Source organism: Paenibacillus sp. RS8 (assembly GCF_041956825.1).
Taxonomy (GTDB): Bacteria; Bacillota; Bacilli; order Paenibacillales; family Paenibacillaceae; genus Paenibacillus_AQ.
In genome coordinates, this window is the sequence record NZ_CP168131.1 from 3,196,164 (window position 1) to 3,212,546 (window position 16,383).

Here is a 16,383-nt window from a genome sequence, read left to right on the forward strand (position 1 = left end):
ATGCTGAAAAGAAGTTTAATGATTCTGTTACTCATATCGCTAATATTATCTGTATCCGCTTGCAGTCATAACAAAACCGATATCATCAAGGAAAGGGGGGAGGATCCAGCGTTCGAGAAATACGAAGTACCGACTACGCTGAATATCGTAATGGGAGTTGATCCCAACTACAAGTCATATACAGGGGAAACCCCCGCTAATAATCCGTGGATTAAGACAATTAAAGCCAAGTTGAATGTGAATATCCATATCGACTGGTTTGCTACACATGAGAATATGGATCAAAGAATTGACTTGGCGATTTCCAGTAATGTGCTTCCTGATGCAATGGTGGTTTCTCCCTATCAATTTAATCAAATGGTTGAGGCGGATGAACTGGAGGATCTGACAAAAGCTTATGAGGAGTACGCCTCACCGATCATGAAACGCATTATTGAAGGCACTAACGCGGGACTAAAGGAAGACGTTATGATAAACGGAAAAATGCTTGCTTTACCTTCAGCTAATCCTGAAGATTTTAGCATGATGTGGATACGGAAAGATTGGCTGGACAGATTGGGATTGGCACCTCCATCCACAATGAAAGAATTGGAGAGTGTAGCGAAGGCGTTTGTTGAACAAGATCCTGATGGCAATGGGCAAAAGGACACAATCGGCATTGCCGCTGGAACTTCCCTTTATGACGAATACAATGCAGGGCCAGGAAGTTTTAACCTGAATCCAATATTCTCTGCCTATGATTCATACCCGGGTTTTTGGCTGAAAGGTAAGAACGGAATGCCAGTTTACGGATCGATTCAGCCGGAAACCCGAACTGCGCTGGCCGCACTTCGTGAGCTGTATGCCAAGGGGCTGATTGATCGTGAAATGGGAATCCGTGAGACGGAGGCGGAGGTCGTGATCGAGGGTAAGGCAGGCATATTCTTCGCTCCTTCCTTCGGGGGAGATTGGCCAATCCCGGAAGCGCTGAAGAATAATCCGCGGGCGAACTGGCAGGCTTACGCCTTGCCACTTGATATCGCAGGCAAATTTAATGTGAAGATATTCCGGCCGACGCAATCTTATATTGTTGTGCGCAAGGGCTATGAACATCCTGAGGCTATTATCAAAATTGCGAACTTGACATTGAGAGACAGGGAGAAATATGGGGATGTTTTTCAACCTTTACAGAATATGCTCGTACCACGGGATGAAGTTGCCTTTTCGGTAAGAGCTATTCAAGACGTGATGGCCGGAAGGCAGGAGGCGGGCAATTTTCAGGGGAAGGAAGAGTATCCGATGCTGGCAAGTGATCTGGAAACTATTTATAATGTCAAACGGCCTCCTTACGATAACACCGATATTCAATATTGGAATCTACGGGACGGTAATTTCAGACGTGCCTATTCCTTGCTGGTCGGAGGAAAGAACCTGTATGATCCGAATTTGAATAAGGTTTACAGCATCTACAATGAAGGCAGGAATTCTTTCGCGAAACAATGGAAGTATCTTGCGGATGAGGAGATGGATGTGTTTACACAAATCATTATGGGGGTGGTTCCGCTGGAAACGTTCGATCAGTGGGTCCAAAATTGGAAGCTCCAGGGAGGCGAGCAGATTACCGATGGGATTGCAAAGGCAATATCCCCTTAAGAGGATCTGAAGGTAGACATACGTCGCTCATCAGGAGGGGGAATGTCGTCTGGCACTAATCATTTATCCACCTTATCTCGGGACGGATTCCTATCTTAGGAATCCGTCCTTTCCTTGTATCCTTAATATATAGGAATCGAATTGAATTGAAAGCGATTGCAAAGCTGTTTTGCGGCTGCAGCAGTATTCCTTTATTAATATGAGAGGTGTTTAAATGGATGAAATTGCATCTGACGAAAGTGAAACACTCCCGAATTTTGCTGGCCTGCTTCATGACGCTCGCAGTATCTGGATGCAGGCCGATCAGTGAAATTTCCGCTGTGCAAGTGGTAAGTCAAGGAGGGGTGAAGGCTTTAACAACAGATAAGGCCAACTATAAACCCGGTGAATCTGTGAGCTTCTCCCTCCAGTTGAGTTCGCCGGCGCCTAAGGCGGAGCTGATCATCCAGTACCGGCATTTAGGTGAGAAGATTGGCAGTCAAAAGGTGAAAACGGATGAAGGTCAGGCCTCCTGGAGCTGGACTCCACCCAAGGAAGACTATAAAGGATACATGGTGGAAGTTTTTGTGTCCCGAGATTACAAGATTACAGATCAGATGAATATTGCGGTTGACGTTTCCTCGGATTGGAGCAAATTTCCGCGTTATGGTTACTTGTCTGATTTCCCGAGTATGGGTCAGGGACAAGTGGAGAAAGTCATTGAACGCTTGAACAGATTCCATATTAATGGAATCCAATTCTACGATTGGCAATACAAGCATCATGACCCGATCAAAACCTTTGACGGCAAACCTGCGAAAGAATGGGAGGATATCGCGAGCAGGAAGATTTCCTTCAATACAGTGAAAAGCTATATCAATCTGGCCCACAGCCGAAATATGAAGGCCATGAATTATAATCTCATTTTTGGCGCTTATGAGGATGCGGCCAAAGATGGGGTCAGTAAGGAATGGGGGTTGTTTAAAGACCGCGACCTAACTGATCAGGATAAGCATCCACTTCCGGGCTGGATCAGTGATATTATGCTGTATGACCCGAGCAATCCTGAATGGCAGAGCTATCTGATTGCGAAAGAAAAGGGAGTGCTTGAGCACTTGCCGTTCGACGGATGGCATGTTGATCAATTGGGAGACCGGGGAACGCTCTATAATTCGGAGGGGCAGATCGTCAAGCTTCCGCAAGCTTACGTTTCATTTCTAAAAGCAGCTAAAAAAGAGCTGGACGTCGATTATGTCATGAATGCGGTTGATCAGTACGGACAAGGATTACTGGCGGCATTGGCACCTGTTGATTTTCTCTATACAGAGGTCTGGTCCTATCCTGAATATGGGGATCTGAAAGAGGTTATTGACAGCAATAACCGCGCCGGCAGAAATAAATTAAATACGGTCCTAGCTGCTTATATGAACTATGAGCATTCCAAATCCGGACAGGGAATGTTCAATACACCGGGCGTGCTGCTGACGGATGCAGTGATATTTGCATCGGGCGGGTCTCATCTGGAGCTTGGGGAAAATATGCTGTCAAATGAATATTTCCCCAACAAAAATTTGTCTGTGCCGCCTGAGCTTGAAGCACAGCTGATTCGTTACTACGACTTCCTCACAGCTTACCAAAACATTTTACGGGACGGCCTGAAGAATTTGGAGCTTAAGGTCTCCGGGTCGGCAGACGTTGAAATAAAACCGCAACCTGAACAAGGGAGAATTTGGTCGTTCACAAAGCACAAGGCTGATACTGATATTATTCATTTCATCAATTTCATCGGTGCGACAACGATGGAGTGGAAGGACAATCAGGCGGAGCAAGCTGAACCGCCCGAGCTTGAAAAGGTAGACGTTGTCTTCCCTGCGAAACGGAAGGTAAGCAAAGTCATGTTTGCTTCCCCTGATTATTATCAGGGCTCCCCAATCATACTGAAATTTGAGCAGAAGGATGGAAACGTATTCCTGCAACTGCCGAAACTAAAATACTGGGATCTAATCACCGTCGAATACGAATGATGGAGCTTAAGCTTCAACGAAATCAATATGCAAATTATGGAGGGTCTTATGAAAAAGAGAATAACTGTTGTTTCTTCAATCATGTTAGTTTTCTCACTTCTGCTATCCGCTTGCTCCGGTAACGCTAACACGAACTCGGCAAATGTAAACAACTCGGAAGTCTATGGTGGAAATAATCAGAATACAGAAGGCCAGGAAGCCGAAACGAACTGGACAGACGAGGATGGAAACGGCGTAGCTGACTGGCAGGAAAAGCAAATTGAACTGGATTATGCCATGCGCTTCTACGGTGAAAATGATGATACGAACCCGATGTTCTTGAACATCCGCAAATTCATGGAGAAGTATCCGAACATCACGGTTGTCCGTGATTCCCAGTTCGCCATTGAGCAGTCAGATACGGATGAACTCGAAATTCTGACGGCGAGAGCGATGGAGGGAACGCTGCCCGATATTTTCTATTCGCCGCTGGCCGCCGAATCCTATGACCGTGAGCTTACGCTAGATTTAACATCCTATCTTGACAAAGACCCGGAGTCCAAATGGATTTCTGAAAATGCGAAAAGTTTTATGACCACGTATGACGGGAAGGGGATTTATGGGATTCCGTTCCAGTCTGTGTCCGAATTCCCTGCAGTAAACCTGAATCTGCTGAAGGAAAATAATATCGCTATACCGCCTTACAACTGGACCTATGCAGATTATGAACACCTGCGTTCGGAGGTCGCCAAACTTACTCCGAATAATCCGGTGTTCCCGGGAGGCATCGGTTTTATCGACCATGGCCCACACTATTTTGACGGTATTCCAAACGGCTGGAAAGGGTTTAACTCCGAAACCAAGAGATTTGATTTCGCGAACAGCAAGAAATACGGTATGTGGCTAGACCAGTTCGCAAAGGAAGATAAGCAAGGCTTATGGTTCTGGGATTTGCCGGAAGATGTCAGGAAGAAGAAGGTTGGCGAATCTACCAACCCTTGGGCAGACGGTTTGGAAGCGGTCGGAAACTTCTGGCTGTATTCACTGAGTACGGATGTGAATGAAATGATCAAAACCCGGAAAATGGATATCGATATTTACCCGATGCCGACTGCACCTGAGGGGGGCATCACGGATCTGCATGGATATTATGACACATTAAGCTTGTCCAGCGCACTGGATGAAGATCCGGTCAAAGCTGAAGCAGCCTATCAATTGCTTAAATGGCTGACCTACGGTGAAGAGGGGTTGAAATCCCGCTGGGCATTGATCGACGAGTATATGGGTCTTCCCGAAGATGCGCCAATACGGGCGGAGGATCAGCTGATGGACTTCATTCAGGGCTGGCCGGTTACGACCAATCCTGAAGTCTTGAAGAACCACCCCCTGGTTAAGGGCTTCCCGGAAGATAGTGAATTGGCCATCTTTAACTTCCAGGCATTCCAGAATGTCGACTTCCAGCAAATGCTGTCCAATCCGGTGCCTTACCCGAGACAGCTTCCGGGCGTCGTTAAAGCTTATGATACCTTGAACCCGTGGGAAATCAGAAATCAGATCAGAGACAAAGGCAAAAAGTACAGTGATGTCGCAGCGGAATGGGATTCAATGATGAACAAAACGCTTGATGATTACCTGGGCGAGTATAACGCTAAATAAAACAAACACTGCAATACCCATAACTACCGGTTAGGCGGAATCCGATCGGTAGTTATGGTCACTTTAGTAAAACTTGACGATGTAAGGTTGTGATCAAGTGCAAACCAAGGGAAAAATCGGGTATGTAATAGCCGGTTTTGGATTCATTGCAGTGGCTGCCGGAGTACTTGCCGTCAGCTTAACGGATAACGATGCCCGAACCGTGTTGTCGCAAGCCGAATCTCAACGGAGCATAGCGGCTGTCGAGGCCTATATGACCAACAAAAGCGGTGACAGTAACTACTACAATGTTCTCAAACAGTGGACCAAAGACCAGGTTGCTGCTCCGATACTGCCTGAGAGCATTCCAATGAAGCTTGTCAAGGGCGGGCAAATCTATAGTTCTTCGCGAAGTGAAGGCTATGGCGGCGATGTCCTTTACGCTGCACCAAAGGATGTTCTGACTTATGAAGTAGAGGTCCAGGACGAGGGTCTGTATGAAATTTGGCTCGACGACTATATTTTAGAGCAGTCTACTTTAAACCCTGAGCTCCAGGTAGAGATCAACGGCAAGAAGCAGTATAACGAAATGAATGAGCTGAAGCTCGCAATAGATTGGAAAACACAGAATACGGAGCACAAGGTTGACCGTTACGGGGACGAACTGACTCCCAAGTCGGAGATCTCTGCGTCCTGGCGGAATGAAGGACTTTCTGATCCTAACTTCTTTTATACGGAGCCCATGAAATTCCATTTGAACAAAGGCAAAAATCTCATTTCGTTCACGCTGAAGGAGGGATATGTGCTGATCGGGAAGGCGTGGTTGAACAATACGGCCAGTCCCGAGCTTTCTTATAATGAATATGCGGCGGCACATGGGGCAGAGAAGCCGGTTTCAGAACCTGTTGTGACGATTGAAGCCGAAGATATCGCCGTGAAAAGCAGACAAAGCATTCGGGCCAAATATGTCCGTAATTCGAGCATTACTCCCTATTCATACAAACACCGGCTGTTGAATGTGCTGGATGGTTATTCGTTCGGAGAAAGCGGTGACAAGGTCTCTTATCCGCTTGAGGTTAAGGAAAGCGGCTTCTATCATCTGACCTTCAAGTATTCCCAAGATACCAATAACGGGATGCCGACACACCGGCGTATTGAAATTGACGGAGAAGTTCCCTTCAGTGAACTGAAGTCTTATTCATTTGACTATTCCAGCGGCTGGACGAATGCAACTCTTCAGGATGAACAAGGTGTTCCTTATGAAATATATCTGGAAAAAGGGAAACATACCCTGTCGCTGTCCATTGATAATACTCGGATAAGAGATATTTATCATGAACTGCTCAAAACGGCTGAGATGATTGATTCCACAAGTCAAAGCGTTAACCGCTTGACAGGAGGGCTTGTCGATAAAGAGAGGAAATGGAATATACAAAAATATATTCCTGAAATCTCAACTTATCTGGAAGGAATTTCTGCAAAGCTTGAGGAGCAGAAGCTCGCCCTGATCGAAGAGACAGGTAATAGGGATTTACCTGCGCTGTCACAGCTTGAAGTAGCCAAGCAATTGGTGGAGGAATTTATTGGGGATTCGAATGAGCTGCCCCATTACATGGGCAAATTTATGGGCGACCAATCCTCCGCTTACGGACGGATTAAATCGGTCCTGCCTATGCTGGTGTATAATCCGATGCATCTGGACAAGATCTATGTTGGCAACAGCGAGGAATTGCCCAAGGCAGATTCCGGCTTGCTTACAAGCTCTGTCGAGAATGTTAAAGCTTTCTTCTATTCCTTTGGCAATCCCCGGTATGCAAAGGCCGGAGAGATAGATGATGACACGGTTGAGATTTGGGTCAATCAGTCCAGATTGTATGTAGAAATTATGCAGCGGATGATCGATGAGGAGTTTACGCCTGCTACTGGAATCAAGATCAATCTGTCCATATTGCCGGACGAAAACAAGATCGTGCTCTCCAATGCGGCTAACAGCACCCCTGATGCAGCGATGGGTGTCAGCTTTGGCAAACCCTTTGAATTGGCCATTCGGGGAATTATTGAGGATTTAAGGGGTTACGACGGTTTTTACAAATTGGCTGAAGAGTTCCATCCTGGAGCATTTATTCCTTTTATTTACGATGAAGGTGTTTATGCATTTCCGGAAACTCAGGATGTCAAGCTGTTATTCTACCGGAAGGATATCCTAAAATTTCTGGGTGAAGAGCCTCCGCAGACCTGGGAGGATGTAGCGGGCCTTGTCCCAATGCTGCAGAAATATGATATGAACTTCTATACTCCGCTGGGATCAAATAATTCCTTTAAGGGATTCGATACCACGACGCCATTTCTATACCAGTTTGGCGGGCAATTGTACGATGAAACCGGAAGTAAGACCGCCATCAACAAAGAAGGCGCCTACAAGGGTTTTGAATTCATGACAGACCTATTCACGGTCTATAACGTGCCGATTACAACCTCAGAATTCTTCCAAAACTTCAGAAACGGGAAGGCACCAGTAGGAATTGGCGATGCTAATACCTACATTCAATTGAAGTATGCTGCACCGGATCTTGCAGGACAATGGGGAGTTCTTCCGATTCCGGGTGTCAGAAATGATGCGGGTGTAATTGAACGCTGGGATCCTACGTACGGCTCCTCCAGCATCATTTTTAAGAACAGTGACAAGAAAAAGTCGGCTTGGGAGTTTATCAGGTGGTGGGAAAGCGCAAATGTGCAAAGTGATTTCTCTTACAATATCAAATCGACCCTGGGAGAGAAGTTCCTCTATATGACTGCGAATTTGAAGGGCTTTGCCGACAGTGCATGGCCTTCCGATTCGAAGGACGCGATCATGGAGCAGTGGGAATGGATTCAAGCGACCGGGAAGGTCCCGGGCGATTACGTGGTGGAACGTGAGATCAGCAATGCATGGAATGCGGTCGTCTTTAGTAAGCAAAATCCGCGAACGGCTCTGGATAATGCGGTCAAAACCATCAACCGGGAGCTTGAAAGGAAGCTGAAGGAATTTGGGTACATTGCTGACGGGAAATTGGTCAAACCCTATAAGGTTCCGACCATTGATAATGTAGAGAATTGGGTGAGAGAAAATGGAAAGTAGCACCCCGATTAACCGGAGATTGAAGCCTGGCCTGAGCGGAAAAACCGAAAGCCGCTTTAAACGCGTAGCAGATTCTCCTTATCTGTTCATCATGCCTTATGCCATATTGTTTTTGTTGTTGATTGTACTTCCGGTAGTCATTGCCGCGGTGATGTCATTTACGTACTTTAATACAGTTGAATTCCCTAGATTTGTCGGGTTCCGGAATTACATCGACTTGTTTACAGGTGATACGGTGTTTCTCCAGAATGCGGTGCCGAATACGCTGCTGTACGGCATTATCGTAGGGCCCTTCGGATACATGCTGGCTTTTATGCTGGCATGGATGCTGTCCCAGGTGACTCACAGAATGAGAACCCTGTATACCGTTATTATCTATTCTCCTTCCATAACAGGCCCTGTCATGATGGCGGTTGTATGGAAAGTGCTGTTCAGCGGAGATCAGGCCGGCTATCTAAACTACTGGCTGCTGAAGCTGAACATCGTCCGGGAGCCGGTGCAATGGTTGCAGTCTCCGGAGCTGCTGATGCCGATCATGATATTTATCGCGCTTTGGGGAAGCATGGGTGTAGGCTTTCTGGCGATGCTGGCTGGTCTGCTCAATATTGACAGGACAATGTACGAGGCTGCTTATATGGATGGCATCCGCAACCGTTGGCAGGAGATATTCTACATTACGATTCCGTCCATGAAGCCGCAAATGCTGTTCGGTGCAGTGATGGCTATTATCGGCACATTTAATGCAGCGGGGATGGCCGCTACACTTAGCGGAGGGACACCGCCCCCCCAATACGTTGGATGGCTGATCGTTGACCATGCCAACGATTTCGGTTTTGTCCGTTATGAGATGGGCTATGCCTCTGCGGTTACTGTAGCTTTGTTATGCATTGTTATTTTATTCAACAAGGTCAGCTACAAGCTGTTCGGAGAATAAATAAATAGTGTTTATCCTTTCGTTAGTGTGGTGAGAAGAATGGTCAAGTTCAATCCCGATAAACTGCATAAAGACCAGCTGGGCTTTCATATATTTTTGCTTGTGTTGTCCATATTTATGGTCCTTCCGATTGTGTTTATCATTAATAATTCATTCAAACCGTTTACGGAGTTGTTTGCGTATCCGCCTAGGTTTTTCGTAAGCCAGCCGACTTTTGAGAATTTCCGTCTACTGCTTCATTTTTCCGCGGAATCAGGACTTCCGTTATCCAGATACGTATTTAACAGTGTCCTCACGACAACGATTGTTATTCTGTCGACGTTAGCGGTTAGTTCCATGGCGGCCTTCGGACTGTCGAAGCTGCATTTCAAAGGCAAGGAGACCTTTAACAAGATTAACACGCTGGCTCTGATGTTTGTGCCGGTCGCTGTAGCGATTCCGCGTTTTCTCATTATTGAGAAAATGGGTGTGTTCAATACCTACTTCGCGCACATTATCCCGATGCTGGCGATGCCAATCGGTATTTTCTTGCTCAAGCAATTTATGGATCAGGTTCCGGATGATCTGATTGAAGCCTCCAAAATGGATGGAGGAGGAAACTGGCGAGTATATTGGAGCGTGATGCTGCCGATGGTGAAGCCGGCCCTCGTGACTGTCGCGATATTGACCTTCCAGGCCAGCTGGGGCAATGCTGAGAGCTCTGCCAATTTCATGAACGATGAATCCCTGCGCACACTGCCCTTCTACTTGAACACCTTGGTGGCGCAATCGGGGAACATCGTTGCTGGGGCGGGATTGTCGGCCGTAGCCGGACTAGTCATGTTCCTGCCGAATCTGATACTGTTTATAATTTTACAAAATAAGGTCATGGATTCCATGGCTCATACGGGGATTAAGTGATATGGGAAAGTGGACAATGCAAAGAACGCTGAAATTGGTGACGGTTGCGCTGATCATGGTGTTTCTCAGTACGTCACAGGCTTATGCGGCCTCGGATGCTCCCTACTTCACTTACACCAGTGACAGTGAAGGTTATACGATCCGGACGCAGGACGCCTATACGCCAGTCACGCAGATTGGAGAAATCAACGGGCAAAGACTGGATACGCCCGAGCATGTGTTTGTGGATGAGCAAGACTACGTATATATTACGGACAGCGCATTGAACAAGGTATTTGTTTTGGACGGGAAATTACGATTCTACAAGGAACTCACAAGTGATAAGTTCTCCGCGGTCCAAAGCACATTTGTAACGAAGGATTCCATCTATGTGGTGGATGCCGGGGCAGGACAGATTTATATCTTTGACAAATCCTCTTTCGCATTCAAAAAGGAAATCAGCAAGCCGGATTCGCCGATTTTTACTGAAGGCTACGATTTTAGCCCGACCCATATCGCGGTTGATTTAAGAGGCAATATTTACGTAAGAAGCGCTGGCTCGGTCAACGGTCTGATCATGTTGAACAGGGATGGAGAATTTATCACTTTCTTTGGAGGGAATCCGTTAAAGGTTCCTTTTCTTGATCAATTGCGGTCCAGTCTTCTGACCAAGACTCAAAAAGACAAACTGGAGAAGGTTCTTCCTGACGTTCCCAGCAATTTAGCGATTGACAAGAAGGGCTTTATTTACACTGTTACATCTTCTGTGGAATCTAACCCGATCAAGAAGTTCAATGTCTCGGGAACGAATTATTATCCAGATGCTATCATCGGGACCTATTCCATGGAAAGTGTATGGGTTGGAGGTCATAACACTGTCTATTCCGTGAGCTCGGATGGCTGGATCTTTGAATATGATGCCAATGGCAATCTGCTCTTTATGTTCGGAGGGAAGGATTTCAACTCCAGCCGCCTCGGGCTTCTGAATCGGCCTGTAAGCATTGCCTCCAATTCGACGGATGAAGTGATCGTAGTCGATCAAGGGATGAAATTGCTCCAAATCTACCGTTCGTCCGAATTCTCAAGTGCGGTACATCAAGCAATGGACGCCTATCAGAACGGGGAGTACGCCAAGAGCCAGAAGCTTTGGGAATATACGTTGAAATACAATTCAACTTTTGACAAGGCGCGAATTGGTCTGGGTGAGGCTTACCTTCGGGATGGAGAGGCTGGTGAGGCCTATGAAGAATTCAAGGATGCCCAGTACAAGGCAGGCGTATCGGAAGCATTCTGGGAAATCCGCCAGTCCTGGCTGCAGAACCATCTGGATGTTATTTTCGCACTGTTACTTAGTTTATTGATTATTGGATATGCCCATAAATTTACGAACCGGAAATATCAATATTGGACCAAGATTAAGGATCGGCTGAAGGTTATCTACAAGGTCAAAGTCATTAGCGATCTGATGTTCATCTTCACCTTTCTGAGGCATCCGCTGGATGGATTCTACCAAATTAAATATCAGAACAGAGTATCCAGAAAATCGGCCACTCTGATCTACATGCTGATATTCGCCGTATTCATTCTGCATCATGATCACACCAGCGGTCTGTTTGTTGAAAAACAAGGGTACTTTCTTCATCAGTTATGGATCATTTTCGGGCTTGCGGTGTTATGGATGGTTTCCAATTATCTCATTTGCTCCATCAGCGATGGGGAAGGTAGATTCAGGGATGTCTATAATGCCACGGCATATGCGCTGAGTCCAATTCTGGTTGTTTTGCCTCCGCTTGTTTTGTTCAGCAACGGCTTGACGCTGGAACAATCGGTCTTCTATCACTTGCCGATTCAGGCCATGATGCTATGGATTGCCTTTCTGATGTTTTTTATGATCAAGGACATTCACAGCTATGAGGTTGGAGAGACGGTTAACGTCGTGTTCAAGAGTACGTTTACGATGCTTATCATCGGATTGTTCCTGTTTGTATTGTACTCGCTGGGCAGTCAATTACTTGATTTCGGGTATGACGTGATTACGGAGGCGAGCAAAAAATGGTAAAGAGATGGTTGAAATACGGAATAGTTCTTCTGATTGCAGCGGCACTCGGTATAAATTATTTAATTGGCGACAGCCAGAAGGTCGAATACGGCATAGCCGCTGCCCAGAATGATTATAAAGATATTATTGTGAACAATGCACAGCAGACTTGCTTCAATAGCGGCGCTGCCGCCGGCAGTGCCGCTCCAATTCCGGCTGCCTTCAGGATGGTGGCCGGCAACGAGAAGCTGGAGCTTTATCTGGAGGAAGAAACGGCAGCCATAGCGGTTAAGGACAAGTGCAACGGCAGCACGTGGTTCTCTTATGATGTCAGTGTGAATACGAAAGGTAACAAGTACAGCAATGAGGTTGCAGCCTATATTAAATCCGGGATTTCCATTGTCACGTATAACAAATTCACCTCCGGCCGAAGAACTATATTGGGAGATAATGCGAAGCTGACTTACCAGTACAGGGACGAGGGCTTTACAGCAACGATAGATTTCACCAAGGCTAAGATCAAGTTTGACCTTGTTGTTGCACTACAAGAGGGAGATTTAATTATTCATGTCCCGCGCAGAAGTATCGAGGAATATAACCCCAAGCTTGGCAAGCCGGGAAACAACGACATCCGGCTAAGCGAGATTATTCCATATCCGTTTTTTGGCAGTGCTACTCATAAAGAGAACGGTTATATCGTCTTGCCTGATGGGGCCGGAGCTATTGTGAAGCTGAGAGAAATTCCGAAGTATGCGACTGGCTATTCGGCACCTGTCTATGGTCCGGATCCGGGATATGAAGATACTCCGGAGTTCACACCCAGGCGTACCGTTGTGAAGCCGCTTGAACGGATAACGCTGCCGATTTATGGCATTATTCACGAGGAAGGCCGCTCCGGCTTGCTTGTGATTGCCGAGGGCGGTGAGGGGTATGCGAATTATAATTATGTATCCCGTGATTTGCAGACGAATTTCTATCAGTCCTATTTTACTTATACCTATCGTACACAGTATGCGCAGGTGCAGAGTCGGACAAATCAGGAACAATCTGTTCTCAGCTTTCAGGAGGAGCCGAATCGGTTTGAGCTGGTGCAGCGCTATGTTTTTCTGGAGGGCGACCAATCGAACTATGTCGGGGTAGCCAAGGGCTTCCGCAGCTTCCTGATCCAGCAAGACGGGCTGCTGAAACAAGATAAGGGGAGGACACACGACCAGGTTCCGATGAAAATTGATTTCGTCAATAATGAATTGGCGATGGGAACACTGGGCGTGGAGAACGTGCCGGCAACAACATATATACAGGCGCAGGAGCTCGTAAGGAAATTGAAGGAGAAGGGTTACTCAGAGCTGAGTGTTTCATTCAAGATGTTCGTCAAGGATGAGTGGGCTTATCGTTTCACCATGATGAATCAGCTTGGCGGAAGCAAGGCGTTTAAAGAAGCCGTGGATTATTTCTCCGTGAATGATATCAAGTTCAGCCATTATGTGGACTACGCGAGATCCTGGTACGAGAAGACGAAATATACGGCGAGCAAGTTAAACCGCAAGGATATGAGCGTCCTGAATGAAAACAAGGCACAGTATAATTATCTGAATAATCCTAAGTACTATTCCTTCCTCGCTGAACGGGATCTGGAGGCATTCAAGAAATATAAGATCGGCGAACTGGCCCTGGACGGATTCGGGAATAGTCCATTTACTCACTATGATCATGGAACAGTCGGTTATGCGAATGAGGGAATGGCGTACACTGAGAAGACTCTGAAGTATTTGAATGATAATGGAATTAAAACAGGCCTGTATATGCCTGATGCTTATCTGTTCAAATATGCCAGTGATTATTACGACACGTCGATCGTATCCTCCAATCTGATTTTCATTGATGCTACAGTTCCATTGGTGCCGTTAGTCCTGAGCGGTTATATGGATATGTATTCGCCTTACATGAACTTCTCATCCAATGATGCGGAGGCCATTCTTAAGCTGATTGAATTCGGGGTATTCCCTTCGTTTGTACTGACAGGTGAATCGACGTATGAGATCAAACGGACAGGTTCAAGTGATGTCTATGTCTCGCAGCTGAAGACTCTGGAGGACCGTATTGACAATTATTATTCGGTTGTTAGTGAAGCTCTAAATAATGTAATGGGTAGTGAAATGATCAACCATACGATCATTGACGACGGTGTTGTCCTTGTAGAGTACGACAACGGCCGCAAAATAGTGATTAATTACAAGGATACAGAGTATCGCTATCAAGACGTTAGAATTAAATCAAAAGGGTTCGTGATTCTATGAAATTGAGCATAAAAACCAAGCAAGGTTTAATGGGCGTTCTCTTTATAAGTCCCTGGATTCTCGGTTTTCTAGCCTTTGTCGCTTATCCGCTGTACAGAACGATCTATATGAGCTTCTACAAGGTATCCTTCGGATCGAAGTCCGGGTGGAGATACAATTGGGTGGGTATAGAGAACTACAAACGAATCCTGTTAGAGGAGCCAGACTTTGTCATTGAAGCACAAAATTATTTTATCGGCACATTAGTGTATGTCCCGGTTATTATTGCTCTGTCCATTATTGTGTCGATGCTGCTTAACCAGAAAATAAGGGGAAAGGCAATCTACCGGTTGATGTTCTTCCTGCCAATTATTATTTTGAATGGGAAACTGATTGAGAATATGAGCACATATGGAGGCATGTCCATCACTGCCAATCACTTCATCCTTGAGACGCTGGGGACGATTATTCCATCTAAGGGAGCTTTGCTGCTGATTGTGAATCTGTTTGAGCTGATTCTGCAGTTGATGTGGTATAGTGCAGTGCCAATCCTGATTTTCCTCGCAGCGCTGCAAAAAATCAGCAAGGATATGTACGAAGCGGCATCCATCGACGGGGCATCGCCGTGGACTTCTTTCTGGAAGATTACCTTGCCCACCATTTATCCACTGGTAAGCATATGCGTAATTTATCTGGTGGTTTTCCTGGCAAATTTTGATTTGAATCCGATCAATACCATCATTATGGAGTCCAAATTCGACGGGTCCAGACGTGAAGGCTATGCTTCCGCGCTATCCCTGCTGTATTCCTTAATCCAAATCGCACTCATACTTATCCTGTATTTTGCGACCCGCAGCAGAAATTCCAAAGAGGGGGTGGCCAAATGACTCAACAACCGGTCCAAATCAAGCCGTATAAGCAATTGAAGCAGCAAATCGGAAGACGCACGCCTCCGCTCAAAAAGTTTCTGTTCGGTATGCAGATCAGCGACGGATTCGTATATAAGGCGGCAACCTATACGATTCTGACCATCTTCGGATTTATATTCCTGTATCCGCTGCTTTATATGTTATCGGCCAGCTTCATGTCAAACGTGGACTTGGTCGACAGCACGGTGAAATGGCTGCCGAGCAGTCTGTATACGTTCAACTATGAAATGACCTGGAAGGCATTGCAGCTGCCCGGCTCATTCCTGACAACGACTATGGTGGCGGGTGCTTCGACAATAAGTGTAATCATTTCTTCCGCTCTAGTGGGCTACGGACTAGCGCGTTTCCAGTTCAAAGGGAAAAATATCGTGTTGCTGCTGCTGTTGTTCACCTATATCGTCCCGAAGACTTTGTTTTTTATTCCGCGGTTTCAGATTTTTATGGAGCTCGGTCTGAAGGGGAATCTGGGTGCGCTTATTATACCGGCATTGACCGGACAGGGAGAGCAGGCGGCTTTGTTTATTTTGATCTTCTTCCAGTTCTTCAAAATGATTCCGAAGGCGTTGGAAGAGGCGGCATTTATCGATGGGGCAGGTGCATTTAGAACGTTCTGGAGAATCGCTATCCCTATGGCGGGGCCGGCCTTTATTATCGTAGGCGTCTATGCCTTCTCGCTCTATTGGAATGAGACCTTTCTGACTTCATTCTATCTGGACGGCAAAATTCGGACGGTTCCGATGCTGCTCGGAGATCTACAGAACACTTACGGCGCTGCGGTCAAAGCCAGTCAAAGCGGAGACTTCAACCAAAATCCGAATTTGAACTTTACGGAGGCGAAGGCCTTTGCGGGAACGTTATTATCCATTATTCCGCTCGTTACCTTATATCTGATTGTTCAAAGATGGTTTGTGGAGAGCATTGACAAGACAGGGATTACCGGGGAGTGACAACAGAAGGAAG

General features: G+C 46.3%; 10 protein-coding genes. All 10 read left to right on the forward strand.

Annotated features, from left to right (window positions below; all coding sequences use genetic code 11):
- Positions 1-1,632 carry an extracellular solute-binding protein gene (locus ACDZ28_RS15775; RefSeq protein ID WP_375105148.1) on the forward strand — a complete coding sequence of 544 codons (1,632 nt, stop codon included), beginning with the start codon at positions 1-3 and terminating at the stop codon, positions 1,630-1,632.
- 218 nt (positions 1,633-1,850) lie between these two features.
- Positions 1,851-3,635: a glycoside hydrolase family 66 protein gene (locus ACDZ28_RS15780; protein WP_375105149.1), complete on the forward strand. Its 1,785-nt coding sequence runs from the start codon at positions 1,851-1,853 to the stop codon at positions 3,633-3,635.
- Positions 3,636-3,683: 48 nt separating this feature from the next.
- Positions 3,684-5,270, forward strand: coding sequence for an ABC transporter substrate-binding protein (locus tag ACDZ28_RS15785; RefSeq protein WP_042125234.1), 1,587 nt, complete (start codon positions 3,684-3,686; stop codon positions 5,268-5,270).
- Positions 5,271-5,367: 97 nt separating this feature from the next.
- Entirely contained in the window at positions 5,368-8,367 is a 3,000-nt protein-coding gene (locus tag ACDZ28_RS15790) for an extracellular solute-binding protein (protein ID WP_375105150.1), read from the forward strand.
- On the forward strand, positions 8,357-9,301 hold the full coding sequence (locus tag ACDZ28_RS15795; protein ID WP_375105151.1) for a carbohydrate ABC transporter permease: 945 nt from the start codon (positions 8,357-8,359) through the stop codon (positions 9,299-9,301). The genes ACDZ28_RS15790 and ACDZ28_RS15795 overlap by 11 nt, the downstream gene beginning before the upstream one ends.
- Before the next feature lie 39 nt (positions 9,302-9,340).
- Positions 9,341-10,201, forward strand: a complete 861-nt coding sequence (locus ACDZ28_RS15800; protein ID WP_076119313.1) for a carbohydrate ABC transporter permease — start codon at positions 9,341-9,343, stop codon at positions 10,199-10,201.
- A 1-nt stretch (position 10,202) separates the two neighbouring features.
- Positions 10,203-12,239, forward strand: a complete 2,037-nt coding sequence (locus ACDZ28_RS15805) for a YIP1 family protein (RefSeq protein WP_375105152.1) — start codon at positions 10,203-10,205, stop codon at positions 12,237-12,239.
- Complete coding sequence (locus ACDZ28_RS15810; RefSeq protein WP_042125243.1) at positions 12,233-14,515, forward strand: DUF5696 domain-containing protein; 2,283 nt, start codon at positions 12,233-12,235, stop codon at positions 14,513-14,515. The genes ACDZ28_RS15805 and ACDZ28_RS15810 overlap by 7 nt, the downstream gene beginning before the upstream one ends.
- Positions 14,512-15,381, forward strand: coding sequence for a carbohydrate ABC transporter permease (locus tag ACDZ28_RS15815; RefSeq protein WP_375105153.1), 870 nt, complete (start codon positions 14,512-14,514; stop codon positions 15,379-15,381). Before ACDZ28_RS15810 ends, ACDZ28_RS15815 begins: the two co-directional genes overlap by 4 nt.
- Positions 15,378-16,370, forward strand: a complete 993-nt coding sequence (locus ACDZ28_RS15820; RefSeq protein WP_076099586.1) for a carbohydrate ABC transporter permease — start codon at positions 15,378-15,380, stop codon at positions 16,368-16,370. The genes ACDZ28_RS15815 and ACDZ28_RS15820 overlap by 4 nt, the downstream gene beginning before the upstream one ends.
- The last annotated feature ends 13 nt before the right edge of the window (positions 16,371-16,383 follow it).

Excerpts from the sequence above, each read along its gene's own strand:
- ACDZ28_RS15775 (WP_375105148.1), top strand. The coding sequence starts at position 1 with ATGCTGAAAAGAAGTTTAATGATTCTGTTACTCATATCGCTAATATTA.
- ACDZ28_RS15780 (WP_375105149.1), top strand. The coding sequence starts at position 1,851 with ATGAAATTGCATCTGACGAAAGTGAAACACTCCCGAATTTTGCTGGCC.
- ACDZ28_RS15785 (WP_042125234.1), top strand. The coding sequence starts at position 3,684 with ATGAAAAAGAGAATAACTGTTGTTTCTTCAATCATGTTAGTTTTCTCA.
- ACDZ28_RS15795 (WP_375105151.1), top strand. The coding sequence starts at position 8,357 with ATGGAAAGTAGCACCCCGATTAACCGGAGATTGAAGCCTGGCCTGAGC.
- ACDZ28_RS15800 (WP_076119313.1), top strand. The coding sequence starts at position 9,341 with ATGGTCAAGTTCAATCCCGATAAACTGCATAAAGACCAGCTGGGCTTT.
- ACDZ28_RS15805 (WP_375105152.1), top strand. The coding sequence starts at position 10,203 with ATGGGAAAGTGGACAATGCAAAGAACGCTGAAATTGGTGACGGTTGCG.
- ACDZ28_RS15810 (WP_042125243.1), top strand. The coding sequence starts at position 12,233 with ATGGTAAAGAGATGGTTGAAATACGGAATAGTTCTTCTGATTGCAGCG.
- ACDZ28_RS15815 (WP_375105153.1), top strand. The coding sequence starts at position 14,512 with ATGAAATTGAGCATAAAAACCAAGCAAGGTTTAATGGGCGTTCTCTTT.
- ACDZ28_RS15820 (WP_076099586.1), top strand. The coding sequence starts at position 15,378 with ATGACTCAACAACCGGTCCAAATCAAGCCGTATAAGCAATTGAAGCAG.